This window comes from Bacteroidia bacterium (genome assembly GCA_033391075.1).
Lineage (GTDB): Bacteria > Bacteroidota > Bacteroidia > J057 > J057 > JAWPMV01.
Window position 1 is genome coordinate 7,504,084 of record JAWPMV010000001.1, and the last position, 22,794, is coordinate 7,526,877.

General features: G+C 42.6%; 16 protein-coding genes. 6 read left to right on the top strand and 10 right to left on the bottom strand.

What is annotated here, in order from left to right; translation table 11 throughout:
* Window positions 1–4: 4 nt before the first annotated feature.
* Window positions 5–1,804, top strand: a complete 1,800-nt coding sequence (gene typA, locus R8P61_29815; GenBank protein MDW3651312.1) for a translational GTPase TypA — start codon at window positions 5–7, stop codon at window positions 1,802–1,804.
* 118 nt (window positions 1,805–1,922) lie between these two features.
* Window positions 1,923–2,522 (top strand): SPOR domain-containing protein, encoded by a 600-nt coding sequence (locus tag R8P61_29820; protein ID MDW3651313.1) that lies wholly within the window; start codon window positions 1,923–1,925, stop codon window positions 2,520–2,522.
* Here the strand turns inward: R8P61_29820 and R8P61_29825 are convergent.
* The 4 genes from R8P61_29825 to R8P61_29840 form a co-directional block, all read right to left on the bottom strand.
* Window positions 2,519–4,441 (bottom strand): DUF3857 domain-containing protein, encoded by a 1,923-nt coding sequence (locus R8P61_29825; protein MDW3651314.1) that lies wholly within the window; start codon window positions 4,439–4,441, stop codon window positions 2,519–2,521. The two genes, R8P61_29820 and R8P61_29825, sit on opposite strands and share 4 nt — an antisense overlap.
* A gap of 19 nt (window positions 4,442–4,460) precedes the next feature.
* Complete coding sequence (locus R8P61_29830; GenBank protein MDW3651315.1) at window positions 4,461–6,347, bottom strand: DUF3857 domain-containing protein; 1,887 nt, start codon at window positions 6,345–6,347, stop codon at window positions 4,461–4,463.
* Between the two features lie 347 nt (window positions 6,348–6,694).
* Window positions 6,695–8,311 (bottom strand): hypothetical protein, encoded by a 1,617-nt coding sequence (locus R8P61_29835; protein ID MDW3651316.1) that lies wholly within the window; start codon window positions 8,309–8,311, stop codon window positions 6,695–6,697.
* Window positions 8,312–8,315: 4 nt separating this feature from the next.
* Window positions 8,316–8,936: a sigma-70 family RNA polymerase sigma factor gene (locus R8P61_29840; GenBank protein ID MDW3651317.1), complete on the bottom strand. Its 621-nt coding sequence runs from the start codon at window positions 8,934–8,936 to the stop codon at window positions 8,316–8,318.
* A gap of 208 nt (window positions 8,937–9,144) precedes the next feature.
* Between R8P61_29840 and R8P61_29845 the strand changes: the two genes are divergently transcribed.
* A complete protein-coding gene (locus R8P61_29845) occupies window positions 9,145–10,593 on the top strand; it encodes a DEAD/DEAH box helicase (protein ID MDW3651318.1) in 1,449 nt (482 codons plus the stop codon).
* 585 nt (window positions 10,594–11,178) lie between these two features.
* Here R8P61_29845 and R8P61_29850 read toward each other — a convergent pair.
* Window positions 11,179–11,346 (bottom strand): hypothetical protein, encoded by a 168-nt coding sequence (locus R8P61_29850; GenBank protein MDW3651319.1) that lies wholly within the window; start codon window positions 11,344–11,346, stop codon window positions 11,179–11,181.
* Window positions 11,347–11,523: 177 nt separating this feature from the next.
* Here R8P61_29850 and R8P61_29855 point away from each other — a divergent pair, with 177 nt between their 5' ends.
* Window positions 11,524–12,618 carry an endonuclease/exonuclease/phosphatase family protein gene (locus R8P61_29855; protein MDW3651320.1) on the top strand — a complete coding sequence of 365 codons (1,095 nt, stop codon included), beginning with the start codon at window positions 11,524–11,526 and terminating at the stop codon, window positions 12,616–12,618.
* A 26-nt stretch (window positions 12,619–12,644) separates the two neighbouring features.
* Here the strand turns inward: R8P61_29855 and R8P61_29860 are convergent, their stop codons facing one another.
* From R8P61_29860 to R8P61_29875, 4 genes are all read right to left on the bottom strand, one after another.
* Window positions 12,645–14,561, bottom strand: coding sequence for a hypothetical protein (locus R8P61_29860; protein ID MDW3651321.1), 1,917 nt, complete (start codon window positions 14,559–14,561; stop codon window positions 12,645–12,647).
* Between the two features lie 127 nt (window positions 14,562–14,688).
* Window positions 14,689–16,608 (bottom strand): tetratricopeptide repeat protein, encoded by a 1,920-nt coding sequence (locus R8P61_29865; protein MDW3651322.1) that lies wholly within the window; start codon window positions 16,606–16,608, stop codon window positions 14,689–14,691.
* 44 nt (window positions 16,609–16,652) lie between these two features.
* The gene (locus R8P61_29870) at window positions 16,653–17,705 is read right to left on the bottom strand and encodes a substrate-binding domain-containing protein (GenBank protein MDW3651323.1); all 1,053 of its coding nucleotides are present in this window, start codon (window positions 17,703–17,705) and stop codon (window positions 16,653–16,655) included.
* A gap of 116 nt (window positions 17,706–17,821) precedes the next feature.
* Window positions 17,822–19,321, bottom strand: a complete 1,500-nt coding sequence (locus tag R8P61_29875) for an NADH-quinone oxidoreductase subunit N (protein ID MDW3651324.1) — start codon at window positions 19,319–19,321, stop codon at window positions 17,822–17,824.
* 87 nt (window positions 19,322–19,408) lie between these two features.
* On the opposite strand from R8P61_29875, the gene R8P61_29880 reads away from it, so the two are divergent.
* Complete coding sequence (locus R8P61_29880) at window positions 19,409–20,359, top strand: phosphoribosylaminoimidazolesuccinocarboxamide synthase (GenBank protein ID MDW3651325.1); 951 nt, start codon at window positions 19,409–19,411, stop codon at window positions 20,357–20,359.
* A 3-nt stretch (window positions 20,360–20,362) separates the two neighbouring features.
* On the opposite strand, the gene R8P61_29885 is transcribed toward R8P61_29880, so the two are convergent.
* Window positions 20,363–20,956, bottom strand: a complete 594-nt coding sequence (locus R8P61_29885; GenBank protein MDW3651326.1) for an outer membrane beta-barrel protein — start codon at window positions 20,954–20,956, stop codon at window positions 20,363–20,365.
* Between the two features lie 427 nt (window positions 20,957–21,383).
* Here R8P61_29885 and R8P61_29890 point away from each other — a divergent pair, with 427 nt between their 5' ends.
* Entirely contained in the window at window positions 21,384–22,490 is a 1,107-nt protein-coding gene (locus R8P61_29890) for a glycosyltransferase (GenBank protein MDW3651327.1), read from the top strand.
* Window positions 22,491–22,794: the final 304 nt, after the last annotated feature.

Consider the following 22,794-nt stretch of genomic DNA (forward strand, 5'->3'; position numbering starts at 1 on the left):
ATATATGCAAGAACTGAGAAATATAGCAATTATTGCCCACGTTGACCACGGAAAAACAACCTTGGTTGACAAGATGCTTGTCCATGGACAGTTGTTCAAAGCCCACGAAAAAGTAGGCGAACTCATCCTGGATAGCAATGACCTCGAGCGTGAACGAGGTATCACCATTTTGTCTAAAAATGTGTCGGTCCGGTATAAGGATGTAAAGATCAATCTTATCGATACCCCGGGTCACAGCGACTTTGGTGGTGAGGTGGAGCGTGTCCTCAATATGGCGGATGGCGTTTTGCTCCTGGTTGATGCATTTGAGGGACCTATGCCCCAGACCCGTTTTGTTTTGCAAAAAGCATTGGAACTGGGACTCAAGCCTATCGTGGTGATCAATAAAGTAGATAAGCCCAATTGCCGTCCGGAAGAAGTACAGGAAGCTGTATTTGACCTGATGTTTGAATTGGATGCTACAGAAGAGCAGTTGGATTTTCCTACGGTTTTCGGTTCTGCTAAAAACAATTGGATGGGAGAAGGCTGGGAAGAACCTGCTGATGATATCTCCTATTTGATGGATCAGATTCTTACGCATATTCCTGCTCCTGTGAAAAAAGAGGGGATTCCACAGATGCAAATCACTTCTCTGGACTTCTCTTCTTATGTAGGAAGGATCGCCATCGGTCGTGTGGTGAAAGGTGCTTTGAAGGAATCTATGCCGGTTGCTCTGATGAAAAGAGACGGTAGTATGAAGAAGACCCGTATAAAAGAACTTTTTGTTTTTGAAGGCCTGGGTCGTCAGAAAGTATCTCAGGTTGAGTCGGGGGAAATTTGTGCCCTGGTTGGTTTGGAAGATTTTGAGATTGGGGATACTGTTACAGATCAGGAAAGCCCTGAGGCACTTCCTCCTATAAAGATCGACGAGCCGACCATGAGTATGCGCTTCACGATCAATGATTCTCCTTTCTTCGGAAAAGAAGGAAAGTATGTGACCTCTCGACACATCAAAGAGAGACTGGACAAGGAGCTGGAGAGAAATCTGGCTTTACGTGTAGAGGCCACAGAATCCGCGGATTCTTTCCGGGTATATGGAAGAGGGGTACTTCACCTTTCTGTCTTGATTGAAACCATGCGTCGCGAAGGCTATGAACTTCAGGTCGGACAACCGCAGGTAATTATAAAATTGATCGAAGGAAAGAAACACGAACCTTTCGAGGAATTGACGATTGATCTGCCTGAGCATGTATCAGGAAGAGCCATTGATTTGGTCACTCAGCGGAAAGGTGAGTTGGAAAATATGGAATTGAGAGGAGAAAGAGCCATCCTGAATTTTGGAATTCCTTCCAGAGGAATCATCGGTCTGAGAAGTGAACTGCTGACTCAAACTGCTGGAGAAGCAATCATGTCTCATCGCTTTCGCAGCTTTGAGCCTTTGAAAGGAGAGGTAGAAAGAAGAAGAGTTGGTTCCTTGATTGCTCATGAAACCGGAACTTCTTTTGCTTATGCATTGGATAAACTACAGGACAGAGGAAAATTCTTCATTGGTCCTCAGCAAGATGTATATGAAGGACAGGTGATAGGGGAAAATAACCGTGCGGATGATCTTGTCGTAAATGTAACTAAAGCGAAAAAACTGAGTAACGTCCGGGCTGCCGGATCAGATGATAAAGCCAAGCTTGCACCCCCCATCAAGTTTACCCTGGAAGAAGCCCTTGAGTACATCAAAGGAGATGAATATGTAGAAGTGACCCCGGAATCAATTCGTCTTCGAAAGATATATCTGAAGGAACACGAAAGAAAAAGACTGAAGCCCGCTTAATAAATAGCTATTGGCAAATAATCTGAACAAAGACTCCTTTCCTCAAAGCAAACTATGGGATAGTTTGGATTTGATATATTGGTTTGTTTAGAGAAAATTTATTGCGAAATTTAGAAATATGAAACTCTTCACTATTCTCCTCGCTAGCTTGATCAGTATTCCTATGGTCCAAGGACAAGGCTTTGGCGACAAAAAAAGCAAAGCTCGTGAATTGTACTATAAGTACGAAAGAGAAGATGTGAGCATGTTTCGGGATCGGGTAAGCTTCCAGATGCCAGAGCCTGAAATTGAGCGGGAGAAAGAACCTCTCTTAGATGAAAATGGGGAGGCTTTGCCAGAGCCACAAAGCTTGAGTTATGTGTTTACACCCGGCAAAAAGGTGCATGTTGAAGCGGACTATCGCCTGGAAGCCCTGGTAAATGCAGATATAGCGATCAAGTCAAGAATTGAAACACTCAATGGATATCGCATCCAATTATATGCCGGTAGAGGAGAATCAGGGGCTCAGCGGATCAAGGGTCGTTTCTACAATCTTTTCCCTGATTATGCAGCTTATCTTACTTTCAAATCTCCCAATTATGTGGTTAGGGTAGGGGACTTTCTGGATAAAGAAGATGTAACCATATTTACCCGCCAGATCAGGGAGCACTTTCCCGGTGCATTCCCGGTGCCGGATCGGGTAAAAGTACCCAAATACCGGCCGGGAATGGAAGATTAGGACCTATTGGCCAATACGACCTGTAGTCGGTCCAGTTTGTTTATTTTCTTATAAAAATCTCTGTACTCATTGTAGCGTGCTGCGGGCAGAATCATTTTCTGCATGCGCATCTTACGGGTGTACCTAAGGGTTTGAGGATCCAGAATTTCGATATTCACCTCATAGCTGCCAAAATCTTCTTCAACTTTGACCGGTACTTCAGGCATGCCTTCGATATAAAAATTTTCAGGAATATGATAGATCAAGGTATCGGTATCCAGATATGGATAGCTCAATTCTATGTCCTGACTTCGGTTCTTATCGGATTTGGGAATCGAAAAAGGCGCTTCTACCTCTCTCAAAGGAAGGAACAATCTGTTTCCGGATAAGGATGCCATATTTCTGGCCCGTATATCTGCATGTACCATCATGCCCGGTCTTTTTCTTTGGGCCTGGTCTTCAATGTTGAAACCATTGATGTCATAGCTCCCCAAATCAATGGTATTTCTCAACCAATCCTTTTGGTCGGATTCAGATAGGGCCATGACACCTCCCCGAATTACTTCCTGCTGATAACCACTGTATAATACATCAATTTTGGCATTGGCATTTCCTTCTTTATCCAGGTGAAATTCTGCACGTCTGAGTTGCCCATTTTGGTCGGGTGTACTGGAAGGTGTTTTTACCAAACGTCCTCCTTCTGGAGTAAAGAGAAGAATGTCTCTATCCTCCGTAGAACGTCCCAGATAACCAGTGGGATTATAGCTGCTTGTACATTCCAGCCAGGTTGTGTCCTGCTTTTGAGGAATACAAAGAATGACATGATTGAACTGAGGGGCACTGAAATCCCTGTAAAAAGGAGGTGGATTCTTGGCCGCATAGATAGAACCAACATAAGAAGTAATGCCAATTTCCTTTAGCATACTTTTCATATAATTGCTCAAAGCTTTACAATCCCCATAGCCATTTTTGTACACATAGTTGGCATCAAAGGTTTGTAGCCCTCCTATACCGAGTTGTACGCTGACGTAACGGGTGTTTTTCTGCATATACTCGTAAAGGACTTTGATCTTCTCCTCCGGGTCCTGGATGTTGTCCGTCAGTTGGTGGACTTTTACTTTCATTTCCTCCGGCAATACATCTCTGTCTTTATTCAACTCATAATAAAAAGTCCCCAGATCTTCCCAACTTTTATAACTCCCTTTCAGGTCTCCGGCTGAAAAAGACTCGGGAACCATGCGAATAAAAGGATTGTTTCCACTGGGAGCATAAGCTTCATTTTCATAAGGTTTCCTCTTCTCAAAAGTCCATGAGAAAGTCTTATTTCCCCCATTCTCTCCGGTAACGGGTTCTTGCTCTACTTTATGGGTTTTGTAAAGCAAACCCACTTCTGGACTTACTTCTACAAAAAGTCTTGAATAAAGGACCGATACATATTCATCCGGATACAAACCCCAATAAGGAGGAAGGATATAGAGGTCGCGAGAATTTTGTCTGCTGTGATAAACGATGGTATAGGGATAGTCCGTATGTCGTAAATCCAGATATAGGATCTTATCATCCTCATAGATGGAAAAATCACTGATAGCACTTCGAACCAACTGATCCTTCTTTTTGAGCTTTTTGACCAGCTTCCCACGGGAATTATAGACTTCTCCACTGATATCCGGTTTGCTGTAAAAGCTTTTGTCAAAACCTTCTCCTTTCACAGCCAAATGAGCTGCTTTTTCATTGAGAATGGTGATCACCTCGGTTTTCTCGATGACTGATTGCCTGGCAGAATTCACATAGATATTGAAGCGTCTGTCCTGAACAATGGCATTGGCATCTTTCTTCAAATCCTCGGGGATTTCATCCAGACTTTTGATATCCTGACCGAAAACAGAAGTACAAAGACTTGCTGTGAGGAAGAGAAAGAAAACTAATTTCTTATTCATCATAAATTTAAAAGTCAACTGATTAGGTCTTTTTAACTAGAACAATTTGCTCTCCGTGCTTTTTGATTACCTGATCGTAAAAAGCCTTGATCTCTTCATATTGTTGAGGAGCATAAACATTGTCTTTGATCTCCATAATAAACTGGACCTGCAACATATTTCCCATGGCCTGAGCCTGATATTGAAAGACCATTTTTTTATCTGAGGTAAGCATACGGATAGGCTGGGGAGTGCTTTCCACCTCAAAGCCCTCGGGCAAAATGTAGGAATATGTCACCATTTTGTGGCGTCCGTATCCAAAGTCGATGGGATAAACTCTTTTCTCCGATGTAAAAGGATTGTCAGTAATGGTTTCATCCAGGAGAGGTTTCAAATAAATCTTCCCTCCGATTGATCCGGCAACATTATCATTGATTTCAAAGTCTGATATGGTAGTGAAAGCCTGGTAAATGGCTTCTTCATCCCTTACTTCATAATCAATCAACTCTGCATCCTCAAAGCCGGAAGTCAAATCTTCTTTGAAGTATTCGTCCCTGTCTTCTACTTCTTTTAGTGTGTTCCTTTCAATCAAGGCACTATATTCTTCATGCTTACAGGTAATATTCCCTTCAATACTGCCATCTGCAGCGAGTTTCAGGTTTGCAGATTTGATGGACTTATACCGATGTTTAGGAGTCAAGGAAAGCCATTTATATCCATCTTCTCCTATCATGAATCCTTCTTGATTCAGGTCGCGAAAAGGAAGCATCCCCAGCGGCAAAGATTCTCCTGTAGCATCGAGGAGCAGATATTCCTCTCCTTGCTTTACCGCAACAATGATGTGGTCGAACTGACGAATGGTGGCAAAAAGTCGTTGAACATTTCCATTGCCACGAGTAGAGATAAGCATAGGATTCGCTTCAAAGCCTGCATCCCGCAATAAAGTCAGGAGCAAATAATTGATCGCTGTTCCATTGCCTTTTTTGTCTTTGATGAGGTTTTTGCTTTCCGGATAAGGATAAAGGCTGAGACCGCCACTCCATTCGAATTTTTTCTGAACGTGATGGAAAATTTCGGACAATGCTTTGGCTTCATCTCCAGACAATTCTACAGAAGCCAATTCATTTTTGGTGGCTCCATTAGTTTTATAATAATCTCCCATATCACGGTTCCACGCAAAGGAGATCTGTCCCCAGGTTCTGACATAATCTTTATACAGTCCTCCGGGTATGCTGATATTTTGTAGCTGGAATGTCAAATGAGAGGCATAGTCGCTCATATTGGCTACGAAAGCCTCTTCTTTTAAGGGAGCGATTTTTTCTGCCTTAAAAGTTTCCTTGACAAGATCAAGGGTACCCTGAGCAGTAGTTTTAGAAGTCCGTTGGTTGCTTCTGTCAACTCCTACCAGATTCCCTTTTGAAGTAGTTTGGTACCTGAAACCTTCAATTACTTCTTTCGAAAATTCAGAATAGAGGACCGGGATATCTTTTTGGAAATACCAATCGCGGATAAAGGTAAAATCTTCAGAAGTCAGGAGGTAGCGGATTTCAATAACGGAGCCCGGTTTGACATTGGGCATGGAAAACTTCTTCTGCCTCCAGTATCCGTCAACGTCTTCATCAAAAATGTCAGCATTTTTAATCTTCTGTTCAATCACTTTGCCATTTTCTTCATAATAAGTCATGGCTTTGATGGAACTGATGTATTGGGTGCGGCCTTTGGCGAAATAGGGGAGCTCAATGTCAGCATGCTCCTGGCCAGACTCTGTCAATACTTTTATCCGGAAATGTCGCTCTTCAGCCAGTTTCAGGCCTGCAGACATGGTTACGTAGGTATGCCCGACATTCATTAAGTATACAGCATCAGCTTCGGGAAAAGCCTCAATGCTTTGCATTTTTACCTCTGCAGTAGAAACTTTCCCAAACTTCATGTTGTTGGGCTGTTGTGCGAACGAAAAAGTGAATAGGAACAAGGAAAAACCGATACTGAAAATCAGTCTACGTGTGGTTTGCATAGAATAGGTGTTAATGTGTTAACATGACGGCTTACTAAGCCTTTCAAAAAAAGACAATCATGTGATCAGGTTTCCATAAAAAATATAAAAGGGAAATTGAGCATGGTTGTGCGATGGTTGTGTAAGCATGATTTAAATATACTGATTATTCTATAAAAAAGATTCGAACATTAAACTATTTATCAGTTTGTTGAGAGTTTGGTAAAAAAAGAGTCCTGTCAGTATTGACAGGACCCATCATCTATGTATAGTAAGAATGTTGTCTAAAGGGATGTTGGCTCAATTTTCTCCAGCCAGTTTTGAAGGTGTTTTTTGAGCGAAGCATGATCCGAGAAACTACTTTCCCGTTCCTGAAACTTCATGCGGAGATCGGAAGGTATCTGGCGAAAATCCAATAGGTAAAGATTTTCTTCCTGATCCGATACACAAAGTAGATTTTGGGATGTTGGATCAAAACGAAGCATATATTTTCCTTTTTCAGCTTCAATATGTTGACAGCTGAAAACGGTATTGATGCCGGGATGGATCAGCGAAATTCTACGATTGTCCTCTGCTAGTTGTTCTCCAAAAGCAGTATCCTCTTGAAAATTGAGATCAACTTTGATTTGCATCATCGGATAGTCAAGCTTTCGTCCCAACTGATTTATCCCGAGTTTTTTGATAATAAAGCGGCGATAAACCCCACGAGTAGCCAGGCTATCACTTTTTCTGTTTTTAGCTTCCCATTCGGCCAATTCTTCTTCATAGGCTTTCAGAGCAGTTTCTCGTTCAGCCAGTTTCTTTTTTGCCAATTCCTTTTGAGCATTGTACTCCGCCAGGGCTTTTTTATAAGCGGCCAGTTTTTCCTCATAGGCTGCATGAGCACTTTCAAAATTGCGAGCATTCAATAATGGTCTGGCCACAAATTCCCCTCCGCCTTTTAATTCCAATAAAAATACTCCGGCGGCACGATAGGGTTTGACATGAGCGATTGCCGCTTCGCCAGGCAAAAGACCTTCTTGCCAGGGGTCGGAAAAAGCAGGCAGTTGGATGTATTCCCAGATGAGGTTTTCTTTTCCAGAAAGCAAGGCATAATCTTCCGCATTGCTCAGTGCTATTTGAAAGACGCGTCCCGGCTTTTGGTTGGGAATGCGAACATTGCGCGTCAGGAAGGTATCTGCTTCTCTATCGAGGATATATTCTAACTCTGGCTTATCCGGTACTTCACTTTCTTGCTGACTTTCTCTCAACAAATCCTCTCCTTCAAAATTCCAGTTTCTGGCTAGGGTATCTAAATGATAAACATTATAATCCGCTCCTTTATAGGGAGAGAAATATTCTACTTCCAGGGTTTTTCCTTCTTTCAGGTAGACGGGCTTGCCTTCAGAATATGCCAGAATTTCCAACATACCGGCAGATTCCAGGGTATAGGATTTTCCAGCCGAATCATAGTCCATAGGAATTCCTGCGATAAAAATATCTGCCGCATCTCTGAATTCTCTATATCTGAGTTCTACTTTGCCCGAAACCTCCTCATTATTTTCATCCACAAAAGCCTGAACCGGAACATGGATTTGAGTTCCATTTTCATAGGTGAAACTTCTGGGCTGTTCAGGATTCAGTCCTTCTTCGAGTAAAGGGATATCTTTGGGAGGGATAGGGGGTAAAATAAAAGCTGCTTCCGATGAAGGAGTTTTCAGGGAACTCTGATAAACGAGCACACTTACGGAAATCAATGCAACGAGGACCGCGAAATACCTGGGATTGCGATACAGATTTCTCCAGAACTCATAGCGAGACTGAAGCTGGTATTGCTTATGCAGGCTATCGAAATCCTTGTAAGCATCTATGCGAGCTTTTGAAGGAGGATTGTTGTCTATATGTATTTTATATTTAGACATGTTATCAATGCTGAGAATCTTGTTTCGGCAGGCTGAGATCAAAATCTCCCTGCTTCGTTTTCAGGTCCAACATTAGCTTTTTCATTTTATTGATCAGGCGATACATTCGCACTTTCGCATTGTTTTCTGTGATACTATAAACCGCTGCAACTTCCTTGAAAGACATTTTTTCAAAAAACCGCAGTTCAACGAATTGAATCTCATCCGGACTCAATCGCTGAAAAGTTTTCAGCAAAGCCTGCAGATTGGCTTCGCTATGATCCTCTTCCACTTCCTCTGCCATATCAATCAAATCTTTCCCTTCCATGCTGATCACACGTTGGGATTTAGTGTTTCTGAAAAACTGGTTGATTTCATTGATGGCTATTCGATATAGCCAGGCTGAGAAAGGAACCCCTTGAAATTTGTACTTCTTCAGACTCAGCATAGCCTTGAGAAATACCTGCGAACATATATCTGCCGTGTTCTCTTCATCAGCAACTCTCTTATACACAAAGAGGAAAATTTGCTGATAATAGCGCTCATATATCACCCCAAAGCGAGCTGGATTTTTCTTCGCTTCCTCGATTTGCAGGTATTCTTCCTGCATCTCTTGTTGGGATATACTTCGTTTTCTTAGCGCCAAGCTTACGTGTGCTTTTTTTGTCTTAATGCAAGAACCGTGAAAGGTTACAAAGTTTTTTGAAAAATGTGTTAGTGTGTTTGCGTTTTAGGGTTCCAGAGTAGATAGAAATGCTTCCATTCTCTACCTCTAACACGCCAAAACCCTAAAACCCTAACACACATATCCGCTTTGCGTTGTTTAATCCTCTCCTTTCCCCTAATTTTGCAGCATGAGATCGAAAAGGGGATTTAGCAGATACGAACTGGATGAAAGAGTTTTGGCGGCTTTGCCTAAGCTGGGGTACAAATATCCTACCCTGGTGCAGGAGAAGGTAATCCCTTTATTTATCCAAAAGAAAAATCTACTGGTTGAAGCGCCTACAGGCACAGGGAAGACGGCTGCTTATGGCCTTCCGCTGATATCCCGCCTCAATCTTTTGAAGAATAGTACACAGGCTTTGATACTGACTCCCTCCCGTGAATTGGCAGTACAGGTACAGAAAGCTTTGCAGTCTTTCTATTCAGGAGATAAACTAAAGGTGGGAATTGTGGTAGGAGGGACCAGCATGAAGGAGAGTTATGACACCATCAAGTCTTCCCCTCATATCCTAGTTGCTGTACCGGGAAGATTGAAAGATGTGATGTCTGAAAAAAGCTATGACTTTTTATGGCGAGATATCAAGTTCCTCATTGTGGATGAAGGAGATAAAATGGTAGAAGCCGGATTTCAAAAAGATTTTGATGAAATCCGTGAACGTATCAGAGGGACTGCACAGGTGGGATTTTTCTCCGCGACCATTTCTCCTGACAGTCAGCTGCTCATCAAGGAGCGGGTGAAAAAACTGGAGATCGTGAGATTGAGCCCCAAGCAGATGCTGAAGAATATTCAATTCAGTTTTCTCAAGGTGCAAAGAGGTAAGCGGGAATCCTTTTTGGTTTCCATGCTCAAACAGGAGAAAGTAGAGAAAGCCCTGATCTTTGCAGGTAGAAGACAGGACATAGCCCCTCAATTGGGATTCCTGCGAAACTGTGGACTAAAAGCTGAGGCTTATCATGGAAACCAGGAGCAAAAGGAGCGGGAACATATCCTCAAGCGTTTCAAAGAATCCTCCATCAATTATCTATTGGCAACTGATTTGGCAGCCAGAGGACTTGATATAGAAGACCTCCCGGCTGTGATCAATATGTCCATCCCTTCTGAGTACGATTACTATTTGCATCGTGTGGGCCGTACAGGGCGTGCAGGAAACAAGGGAAAGGTTTTTAATATAGTAAGTGGCGAAATGGAATTGGTGCGCTTAAAACGCCACCATAGAGTTATGGAGTTGCGGATTCAGGAAATGCAGGTTGAGCTCCTCGATAAAAAAGATCTCATCCAATCGAAAAAAGAAACCTGGGTCAAATACCATTTTTCCCGCGGCAAAAAAGATAAGATCCGTAAAGGAGATGTGGTAGGCTTTCTTCTGAACCATACAGCGCTATCCAGTGAGCAAATCGGTACCATCAGTACCTTTGATAGCTATACCGTTGTTGATATGCCGCAAAGCGCTTTCCACGAACTCAAGGATCAGGAAGGATTGAAAATCAAAGGCAAAAGCCTGAAAATCCGTAAATACTCTCGCGGTGAGGAAGAGAAGAAGGCGAAGGCAATTAAGAAGTTGAAGCAGGATCGGAAATAAGACCCTTTATTTTTCTTACCCTTTGGATTAATTTTTCTCTCGATGATTCTTCTTCTTTTCCCTTAGAAGAAATCCTTCAGTATAATTCAGGACAGGCATCGCAAAAGATCAAGCTGCTGCAAAGTCGCCCGCAGTCCGGCCGCCGCACCCGATGCAGTAGCCTGCTCCCGGCGCGCATAGGGAACTGTAGGCATATTAGTGTGTTTGGGGCTTAGAGTGCTAGCGTTTTTTGTATTCGAATCTACCTATTCCACTCCCCATGCGCGCAGGCCCTGTAGAGCCCATCGGGAAAAGGGGCGGCATGTAGGGTTGGTTCTGGGCGCTGCGATTTTTGACTCCATCTTCTTCTAAAAAAGAGGGAAAAGACCCCCCAATAAAATCTGAAAAAAGGAAATTCAGAATAAGGAACAAGGAATGGAGAAGTAAGAATGAACGTGTTCTTGGGCGCTAGTGTTCTTGTTGGAGCAAGGAACTATTCTGAAGATCTCCAACACATAAGCCATCTCCCTCGCCTTGTGCAGCGCCTTAGCCCCTTTGTACATTTATCACAAAATAACCAGAACACAAGAATACCAGAACAAGTTCCTAACTCATAAACCCCCGCCAACCTTCCTCAGCAATAATCTCTTTTACATCCTTATGATTCAAGACTTCCTCTTTGGGGGAAGGCTCAAATTGAAGCAGAAAAATCCCGAGGAAAAGAAAACTTGCCGGATAGCAAATATCCAGCATCAGGCGGAGAGTGATCCGCATTTTGGGAGCAAGCCGTGTCGATTGTGAAAGTCGGTTTCGGCCCAAGAAAAAATTACTTTACTATAAGCTAGGCAGAAATAGCGGAAATGTCGAGGCAGTTTTTATAGCGCCATAACATGGGACTCTGTTCAATTTCCTATCTTTGGCATGAAAAAAAAGCACCAAGCAAGCTGCACTATGAAATGGATGAAAAAAGTCTTTTGGGTTTTACTGGCTGTGTTCGTCGGCTTTCTACTTTATCTGGGAGGGATGATTTTTTATGCTAGCAGTACTGACTATGTACCAGAAGCTGTCGAAATTCCCCAATTACATGGAGAGGCTATTAAAAGCTCTGTTCCGGATACCCTGAACTTCCTCAATTGGAACATCGGATATTGTGGCCTGGGAGAGGAGTCTGATTTCTTCTATGATGGTGGAGAACTGGTGCGAACGCCCGAAGCCTGGGTAGATAAAAATGCAGAAGGGATCAGAGAATATCTGAGAAGTTTGTTGGGCGAAACAGATTTCTATCTGTTACAAGAAGTAGATGTAGAAGCAGACCGAAGTAATAATAAGGATCAGATGAAGTTTATTTCGGAAGGTCTGAACGCTTATGTTTCTGCTTTTGCCCCCAATTATAAAGTCGGTTACATCCCCATTCCGCTTACTGAGCCTATGGGAAGTGTGTTGGGAGGTCTGGGCATGTGGAGTAAATATTATCCTGGCAAAACCAGCCGTCATGCCTATGAAGGTAATTACGACTGGCCGACCTATCTCTTTTTTCTGGATCGCTGTTTCCTCCAAATGAGATTTCCCACTTCTCATGGCAAAGAACTGGTGCTTATAAATACCCACAATTCAGCCTTTGATGATGGAAGTTTGAAGGCCGCACAAATGGCGATGCTTAGGGAAGTAATCCTTGCCGAGTATGCCTTAGGTAATTATGTGATTGTAGGAGGGGACTGGAACCAGTATCCACCGCATTATATGGGGGTAGGGGAAATGGGCCTGAGAAAAGATCAACAGGACGAAAAACTCTTTGTTTCTCCTCAATTTCTGAGCCTGGACTGGACCTGGGCATTTGATTCTGAAGTAGCAACAAACAGAAGCCTGATATCACCCTATGATCCGGATACGACCAAAACGGGCATCATTGATTATTACCTCTTGTCGCCAAATGTGGAATTGCTGGAGGTGAAAACAGATGATTTGGACTTTGCCTATTCTGACCATCAACCAGTACGTTTGAAGGTAGCTTTGAAGGGAAAGGCAAAAGAAGAAAATCCCGAATAGCCTTTCGCTATCCGGGATCATGAGGATCATTCTTCACAAAATCCATCGATCAATTTTAGACCATCTTTCTTGTCCAGATACGCCTGGTCGATGGATTTCATTTGGTCTAAATAGGGTTTGGCCGCCTGGCAGTCATTGATTTGCTCTCCTTGCGGATCAAAGCTGTAAATAGCCATACTTTCCAAGGCAATCAGTACAGACTTTTGCTGCCTTTCTTTTAACTCATCTACCTTAGGCAAAAAGATGCGGATGATGTCCTGAGATACAGGTACCGCTCTTTCCAGGCCCGGTCCGTCTGTCCCATCTGTTCGGGCAAGGCGGAGAGCAATTTGCAAACGTCTTTCATAGGGATAGAGATAATCCTCTTTCAGTTCATGGATGTCGCTGTAGGCACGTTCTGCGAGTTCATAGTTTCGGGAATTGAATAAAGCATCGGCGTATTTTCTTTGATTGCGTAGACTGAGGTTATCCTCAAAACGGAGGGCTTTCTCCCGATAAAAAGCTTCTTTTTCATAAACAGCCAGTACTTTCTCATCCAGTTCCTGGCTGTCTTTGCTAAATATTTCCATTTGATCCTGAAGCAGCTGAATTTCGTCTTTCAAGTCCGCAGCTTCTTTGAGTTGCTCCTGTGTAGGATTTTCTATCTGGGCCAGCTGATTGTAGGACGCTATAAATTTTTGCAACTCTTTATAGGAGGTCTTTCCAGAACTTTTCAACTCTTTCAATTTCTTTTCGATTCCTTTTGCCTCAGCAAAATATTCATCAGCAATTTCTCCATACAGGCTTACTCTTTCTTCATTCAAGTCAATAGCCAACTGATAGTAATCCTGAGCAGCCTCGGGTGATTGTAGCTGCCTGAGGATATCACCATAGGTTTCATAGTCTAGGCTAATTCGGTATTCGGCTTTGACTTGTTCAAAATATGCTTCCATAGCAACTTTGGCCTTGCCCCATTTCTTAACTTTACTCAACCCAATCCCTTTGAGTCTTTTCAAAACCTTATCCTCAATACCTTCCCCTTCCAGTTCGCTAATCAGTTTTAAGGCAGGCTGATATTCTTCTGCGAGAAAGAGGAACTTTGCGTAACGAATTTTTGCTTCCCGATCATTTTGACGGAGTTTCAGATAGGTGGCCATGTCATTTTTGGCCTTTTCATATTTATCGGGGAAGCTTGACCTAAGGTAAATCTCAGCCCTGACACGGAAGGCATCCGGATATTTTGGATCATCTGCAAAGGCTTCCTGGATATATCGATAGGCTGTTTTGAGAGAACCCTCCCTGTTGAGGTGTTCATAACTGCTGTTCCATCGATCCAGGTAGAGTTCGGCAATGTCCACATAGATCTTGGGACTTTTGCTTAAAAGCCTGCTCAGTTCAAGTCCTATTTCTTCTGCAGGTTCGACCACGCCCAATTTTTGGTAGAAATCAAAAAGGATCAGGCGAGGGGAAATGTCTTCGGGTCTTTTTTCAGAGATATTGCTAAGGATGGCGCGTGCGCCGGCATTGGATTTTTGTTTGCCTTCCAGGTTTAGCCGCATGATGGCCAGTTCCAATTCCAGGTCTCGTGCTTTGCCGTACTTGATGGCTTTATTGAGCTGGGATTGGGCGAAAGAAAGATCCCCTTTCAATTCATAATAGTGTGCAAGGCCCACCCAGGCATAGGGGCTTTTTTCTTTGAGTTCAATTTTTTGCTGAAAGAGGGCTTTTGCCTCTTCTGTTTTTTGGGTTTTGAGCAGGATTAATCCCTGCCAATAATGAGCGAGATCCTGTTTTTTGGGATCTTCATTCAGAATTTTTTGGAGTTGGATTTGGGCAGCGGGAAAGTCCTTATTAAAGACCAACCATTCGATCTGGTCCCAGCTATTTAACTTTTTTTGTGCGAATAAGGCATCCGGAAATACCCAAAGGATACAGATACAGAGTAGGGAGCTAAAATGTCTCATGTCGTTTCGTTTAGAAGTGATAGCCTTCCGGTGGTATCTATAAGATAGGGGATTTGGAAAAATTCCATAAAAAAAGTCGGGCCTGACAAAAGCCAGGCCCGACGGGACAAATATTTTTTCTATTTACTTACTGCGCGCAGTACTCTGAAACAGACTTCAGAGCGGCACGAGATTGTACATACTCAGGCTTAATCGCACTGATTTTTGCAATGTACTCTTGTGCTCCAGAGCAGTTGTAATCATCAGGATTGTTGTCTCCTACTGGATCAAAAGCTTTCAAAGAAAGTGCTTCTAGAGCTACCAATACCGTTTGTTGCTGTCCAGGCTTAAGGTTTCCTGCATTATCAGCAAATACGCGAACGATGTCTTCAGCTACAGGAAGAACCAACCAGTTGTTTACTTCTGGCTCCATTTCTTTATCCATCAAAGAAGCACAACGCATTCTGTATTGATAAGGAAGCATATAATCTTCTTTCAGACCGTGCATTACTTTGAATGCTTCGTCAGCAGCTTTGTAATCTTTGGCTTTATAGTGAGCCATAGCGAGCTGTCTGTAAAGACTCATAGTAACCGGGTCAGCCATTTCTATAGCTTTTGCACGATAGTGAGCTTCCATTTTATATTCTGGAATCGCACTGTCTTTTACTTTGTTAGACTCATTCAATTTAGTTTTGGCTTCTGCCTGAGCTTCTGCAATCATAGGCTTCAGGGCTCCAGCTCTATCGGCATCTTCCTGTGTGATGGTTCCCGCTTGTTGCTTAGCCAGGATCTCACGATATTCTTTTGTCAGTCCTCTGCTCTTTGCATCTGCAGCTTTAGCAGCATCTACAATAGATTTTCCGTCTTCCAGAATCTTTTCTGCATTTCCAGCATAGGATTCAGCGATGTCCTCGAAGATATTTCCTCTTTCAGAATCTTTCTGCATTGCTTTTACATAATTAGCATCTGCATTTTCCAGATCTTTCATAGATCTGTAGATATCTCCCATAGCCTCATAGTCAAGACCGATGGTGTACTGCTCTTCGATATTGGCAAAGTAGTCATCCATTGCAGCTTTTGCTTCTGAAGATCTTCCGAGTTTGTTCAGAGACATTCCTTTCAGACGACGAAGTACACTGTTTTGAACACCTTCTCCCTGCAGATTATTGATAAGTCCCAAAGATTTCTCATAATCTTCAGTTAGGAAGAGGAACTGAGCGTAACGGATACGTGCAGTTTGATCTTCACCTGTAAGCTCGAGGTATTTCTGGATGTCATTTCTGGCTCTTTCATAACGATCACCAAGCGCAGAAATCAGGTAAAGCTCAGCACGTACACGGTAAGCAGAAGCGTAGTTAGGATTGGTTTCAACCGCTTTGTTGGCGTAATCATATCCTACTTTGAAAGCTCTTGCTTTATCTTCCGGAGTTTCAGCATTCTTTCCTTCTGTATAATATAGCTCTCCAAGAGAAGCCATAGCAGGTACATAGGTAGGAACTTTTTCTAAAGCAATTTCATATTCTTTAGTCGCCAGTTCGGGTACCCCTTGAACTTTGTAATAGTCAGCAAGTTTGATGTAGGTACGTGGGTCCTCATCATTTACTGTTCTATAATCATAAAGAATAACTTTTGCTTTGGCAGCTTCTTCTGATCCACCCAGAAGATAGGCATCAGCAATAGCAAATACCACATCGGGGTCTTTCATTTTACTTACTTGCTGAGCTTTTTCCAACAAGGCATACGCATCTGTATACTTGTTGTTTCTCATGTTCATCATCCCTTTACCAGCCATATTGATCGCACTATTCTTTTTATTGGAAAGTGCATCATCAAAAGCGGCTTCGGCACCGGCATAGTTGCCAGATAGGTATTCGATCATCCCCAGCCAGTAGCGGATATGATCCTCGTTCTTTTGCTTGGATCCCAAAAAGCCATTCAGCTCTTTTTTTGCATCTTCATATTTCTCTTGAAGAATGAGGTCCTTTGCATTACTTAGGTCAGCTTGTGCAAGTAGTCCTGTTTGGATCAGGCCCAGAATAGCACAAACAATCATTACACGTTTCAACATAATCGTAACTGTTATAGAATCTATACTACTTTTGGTCTTAAAATTTATTTTTTTGATTTCAATGGATTACGGGCTCCTTCTTTAGGTGGTAGTTTCACCCTCCGGGGGATACCGTGGAATGCGCTGAGTCCTGCTTTGTGAACGATTCTCTGTCCCACAGGGCCGTCAAGAAAGGAGACCAATCCTGTCCCGAGCCCAAAACTGGTCTCGCGCAATATCGTAAATACCGGTCTTCGTAGGGGATAGCAACCCTGATTGAGGAAACTCTGCCAGGGCCCGAAAAACTGCTCTTCATAAGCACATGGAACCCCGGAATCAGGCTTTTCTATTCTTAAGACGTTTACATTGGATAAAAAGTCTCGCATTTCTTCATCATCTACGTCACTTATCCAAGATACGCCTATTACCCCGATGGAATTGGTATTTTCTGCGACATATTCCAAGACCGAGGGGCTGTTTTTCAACGCATAAACGTTGTCTTGTCGTATATTTTGCCCTACAAGGACCGAATCTTTCAAAAAACGAATGGTACCGGAAGCTGCATGGTCAAATACGATTCTTATCTCGTCGGTGAGGTTGGAACCAGTAATATCTGTCCATGATTTATAATCTCCTAAAAGAATCTTTCTCATGGCATCCCGAGTGAGATCCTTGGCACTATTTTCTTTATGGCTAATTAGGGTGACGCCTTCTGTGAATATCTGACTATGACGAGGAGCGATAGTTTTACTCTCCAGGATTTCTTCCTCCTCTTTCGTAAGCATGCGGGTTGCTATGGTCAGTCTGATTGAATCCCCGGTGATCATAGAACGAATAGCCTCTTCTCCTGGCATATACAGGGGATGTACACTAGCATTCGGGTAAAGGCCCTGAAATTGCTCTATTTCTGCTTCAATAATCGGTAGTAGTGATTCGTCCACAGTAATGTAGATTTCTCCGGAAGTTCCAGTTTCACTTGCCGGGGGTACATAGGTCTTTTTGCGTGTTTCTTTTTGTGGATTTTCCGTCCCAACCCTTTCATCGGGTGCACCTGCCTGAGAACAGGAGAATATCCCGAGTGAAAATCCCACAACCGTAAGCACAAGAAGAGATTTCATCTTTTTGCTGGGATGTAAATCGCTTATGGTAAACAAAGATAACAAATTTTCCTGATAAAATGCTGTCAATATTACTTCTCAAATCATTGACTTCCTAGAAAAAAGAGGGTTTCATTCTATGAATTCCATAAAATTTCCTGCATAAGATTAAGGAATTTATCAAAACCATAAGTCCCTAATACTAAAACAGGTATGGAAATAATTGCCGGAAGGAGTAGGAAGCGTTGATTCTGTGGGAGTATTTTTTCCAGTTTTTGTTTGCGAAAAAAGAGGTAAATGAGGGGAAGTAAGTAGTAATAAATAGAAATCAGGGTATTGATTATAGCACCCAAAAGCAGGATTATCCAAAAGGAAGTTTCGGCTCCCTGGCTTTGCTCAAATAAAGAGACAAAAACATACCACTTTGCTGTAAATCCAGCCGTAGGTGGTAAACCTATCAAGCCAGCCATTGCTATAGCCAGTAAAACCCCTGCAAAGCTCGCATGTTTTCCCAATTGCCCCCAATCGATAAATTCCTCACTTCCGCCTAGCTCACTGAAATGATCCGCCAGGATAAAAGCAGAGAGATTTAGAAGGGTGTAAACGAATAGATAGAAAAAAAGACTGGGACCTCCCAAACCTTTAAGGCAAATCAGTGCCATGATCATAAAACCACTATGGGCAATCCCCGAAAAAGCCAGGAGCCGCTTGATGTTTTTTTGCCGTAAAGCGAGCAAATTCCCAACAGTCATGCTCAATAAAGCTAAACTGCCGAGTATGTATAGGAGGTAATCATAAAATGTGGCCTCCTGAAAAAGTTCGAGGAATCTGTAAAGGGCAATAAAAGCCGCAGCTTTAGGAGCGACTGAAAAGAAAGCTGCCAATGAATAAGGAATGCCTTCGTAAATATCTGGAGCCCAGAAATGAAAGGGAAAGGCTGCCAGTTTGAATAAAAAGCCCGCAAAGATGAGACTGAAACTCAGGATCAGGGCCTCTACAGGGATTTGTTCTAAAGCAGTGAGGAAGCCTTCAGAGGCCGGATTGAGAGAGCCGGTAAATCCATAGAGCCATGAGATGCCGTAGAGCATAATTCCCGAAGCCGTTGCACCAAAGATGATATACTTTAAAGCCGATTCGGCTTGTTTGCTTCCTCGGTCCTGCCAGGCTGCAAGGATATAGGAACAAATAGAAACTACTTCCAGTGATAAATAAAGATAGAGCAGGTTTTGGGCCATGCTCAGAAAATTGAGGCCCAGTATCAGTCCTAGTAATAGTAGGGGATATTCGGCTCCTTTATCCTGAACCTCCTTTCTCCTCCTCTCCACAAATAAAAAAAGCAAACAGATGATCCCGCTTCCTGCAAAGAGGAATTTGCCAAAGGAACTCAGGGCATCTTTTTTAAGGTTTCCTTCAAAGAGGAGGGTATTCGTTTCGAAGTCCTGAAAAAGCAGGCTACCAGCCAAAGCAGCCATAGCCAGCAATACAAAGAGAAGATTGTGTTCTTTTTTTCGAAGGATTTCCAGGAAAAGCAGGACTAATATGATCGCAAGCAGGCTGTATTCTCCCCAGAGATATGAAAGACTCTGGCCAAGATCTGCTAGTTGATACTGGATGATTTCCTGAAATTGCTGATCCATAGCTGGTCAAAGATACACATTCACTTATTTTATTCGCTAGAAGAACTATCTTTGCCCTAAACAAAACATACAAGACTAATAGGCTTTATGGCAAAAGCGATCAAATCCACTGATTTTAATTTCCCCGGACAAAGAGGAAAGTATGAAGGCAAAGTAAGAGATGTCTATAACATTAGCGAAGAATACCTGGTAATTGTTGCCAGTGATCGTATTTCCGCTTTTGATCATATTTTGCCAAGAGCTATTCCTTTTAAAGGACAGGTACTCAATCAGACCTCATCTTTCTATTTTGATGCTGCCAAAGACCTGGTGCCCAGTCATGTGGTTTCCGTACCTGATCCCAATGTTACGATCGGTTTGAAATGCAAACCCATTCTGATTGAAGTGGTCGTCAGGAACTATTTGGCAGGACATGCCTGGAGAACCTATAAATCCGGTTTGCGGGAACTTTGTGGAGTTGCTTTGCCAGAAGGACTCAAAGAAAGCGACAAACTTCCAGAGCCCATCATTACGCCTGCTACCAAATCCATGATCGGACATGATGAGGATATCAGCGAAAGAGAAATCCTGAAAAGTGGTTTATTGGAAGCAGAAGAATGGGCGCAGGTAAAACATTATGCCCTTGAGCTTTTCAAGAAAGGAACTGAACTGGCTGCCCAGCAAGGATTGATTCTCGTGGATACCAAATATGAATTTGGAACCCATGATGGAAAAATCTACCTCATTGATGAGATTCATACCCCTGACTCTTCCCGTTATTATTACTCGGATGGATATGAGGAAAGACAAGCACAGGGGGAGCGCCAAAAACAACTCTCCAAGGAATTTGTGAGAGAATGGCTTATGGCCAATAACTTTCAGGGGCTTGATGGCCAGACCATGCCAAATATGCCAGATGATTTCGTCGGTCAGATCACGGACAGATACATCGAGCTATTCGAGACGGTTACAGGACGAGGCTTTGAGAAAGCCGATACCAGCAATATTGAAGAGCGCATCATGGACCATGTAATACCCGCTTTAAAAGACCTGACCTAAGGCCTATAATTTTATCAGTTTAGTCGATAGATAAACACCCAATTGGTATTGATTGCCTTCAAAACTATTATGGCGTGAAGCAGAGGTTAATGCCTGGTAATAGCGTATACCTATCTTATTACGACTCCCCAGTGCAAAAGCGCTTCCTATTTCCATGCCTGCTTCCCATTTTGCCAATCTTACAGGCCTGTAAGAGGTCGGAATAATTCCTTCGATACTTACCACCTCATCCCTTTGCGCGAGTTTGTATCCGATACTGGGTCCAATATGTAACTCCAGCCAACTAGTAGGACCATAAATCAATTCGATGGGCATTCTAATCATTTGAGTATTCATGTTTATCGCCCCAAATCCCTGAGTATTTTGTAATCTTTCATAACTGTACCTGAGTTCAGCCTGAGTAGCTAATTTGCCCCCCAGAGATTTTTTGATAAAAATTCCTCCATGAAAGGAAGCCAAAGGACTTACGGTGATATCATCACTCATAATTTCTGGAAGCATGCTTCCAAGTTTCAGGCCCAAATGTGTTTGGCCCATGAGGAAGCCGCTGGAAAGAAGAAGACTCAGACAGCAAAGGATCTTAGGTAGAATTTTCATAGCCTTGGTTTTGTTGAAGGTTTTCTAAAAAACGTTTCGGAATAAAAATTCGCTGCTTTGTATGCAATTAACATTTTTGTAAAAAAGCCCCCCTCCTTATATAAAAAATGAAATGAATGAATGGGCTCGAAATCGACCTTATATTTAAGTGAGGATATATTTTGTACAAAAAGTCAAAAAATCCTTTGATTATTCAAATGCTTCATATAGATTTAGGTTAATAAATTGATAATAAGATCATTTATTTCGTTCTGTATAAAATCTCGGGCGACCGATTTAAATAGCCCCCGAAATCGTCTGGGTTGCTATTGTCGATTACTACTTGCAACCAGAACGACGACGATTAGGATTACTACTACTCTAGTGTTATACCCCTCTATCTGAGGGGTTTTATTTTGCCTGTTTTATTACCACAAATTTTCTCGTTTTGGCTGATAAATTTCGTGTCTTGGTGGCTCCTCTGGACTGGGGGCTGGGACATGCAAGCAGATGTATACCCATCATCAGAGAACTTCTGTATCAAGACTTTGAGCCTGTACTTGGAGGGACTAAAGAAAGCCTTTATTTGTTGAAAGAGGATTTTCCCGAGCTAGAATATCTGGACTTGCCTGCTTATAATATCCATTATTCGGAATCTGAGAATCAACTTCGGGAATTGACTACCCAGGCACCGCGAGTATTGGGAGTTAAATATTTGGAAAAGCGTTTATTTAAAAAACTGATACAAGCTAGAAACCTTGATGCAGCCATCTCTGACAATAGATATGGTATTTATACTCAAAAGATTCCCTGTATTTTCCTTTGTCATCAATTGAGCATTCAATCTCCTGCTACACCCAAATGGTTTCTAAAAGCATCTAATCGGCAACACAGAAAAATGATCCAGAAGTTTGCCGAATGCTGGGTCCCGGATTATGCAGGCGAAAATAGACTGGCGGGCGATTTATCCAAAGCGAACCTAAAAATCCCGCTCCGATACCTGGGGCCATTGTCCAGATTTCAGGCCCTTGAGGCTAAGAAGGGAAAAGCTGAAGGAAAAATCGATGTCCTGATCGTCTTATCAGGCCCAGAGCCTCAAAGGAGCTTGCTAGAGGCAAAGCTTTTGGAGCAAATACAGAAGATTGATCGGCATTTTACCCTTGTGCAGGGCAAAGCGGGAGAAGGCAAGGAGCAGCAGAGAGAAAATTATAGGATACTAGCTTTTATGAATACAAAGGAATTACAAAGAGCTTTTCAGCAAGCAGCTTGTGTGATTTCCCGTACGGGCTATAGCAGCCTCATGGATTATGAAGCTTTGGGACTCAATCGATTGATTCTTATTCCCACTCCCGGCCAACCTGAACAAGAATATTTGGGAGAAATCTGGCAGAAAGAAAGAAAGGCTATTGTTCAGTCTCAGAAGGAACTTGATTTGGGAATAGCCCTGAAAGAAGTACATGACTTAGCTGAAAGGCCAGCGAATGTAAATGCAGGCAAAGCATTGAAGGAGGCTGTATCAGCTTTAAAAGAAAGCCTAATTTCCTTGAAAAAATGATTTCAGACGATTAAAAAGTCCTGTTTTTTTTAGGATATGACTTTTCGCTTCCGACCAGTGGAGGTGCTTATATTTTCTCGCTTTCTCAATATGATTCTCGCAAAACCAATGATAGCCCGGTGGATGGCCTATCATTCTTCGCTCTTTCATTCGATCCTTTTCCGCCTGTTGTTCCTTAGTCAATTTGAAATACACACCTGATCCGCCACTTTTGGAAGGGCTGAACTTTTTGCGACAGATCGAACATAGAGGAGGTTTCATGAAGAATTTGATTAAAGGAGGTGTCTAGCTTGTTTTGATATCC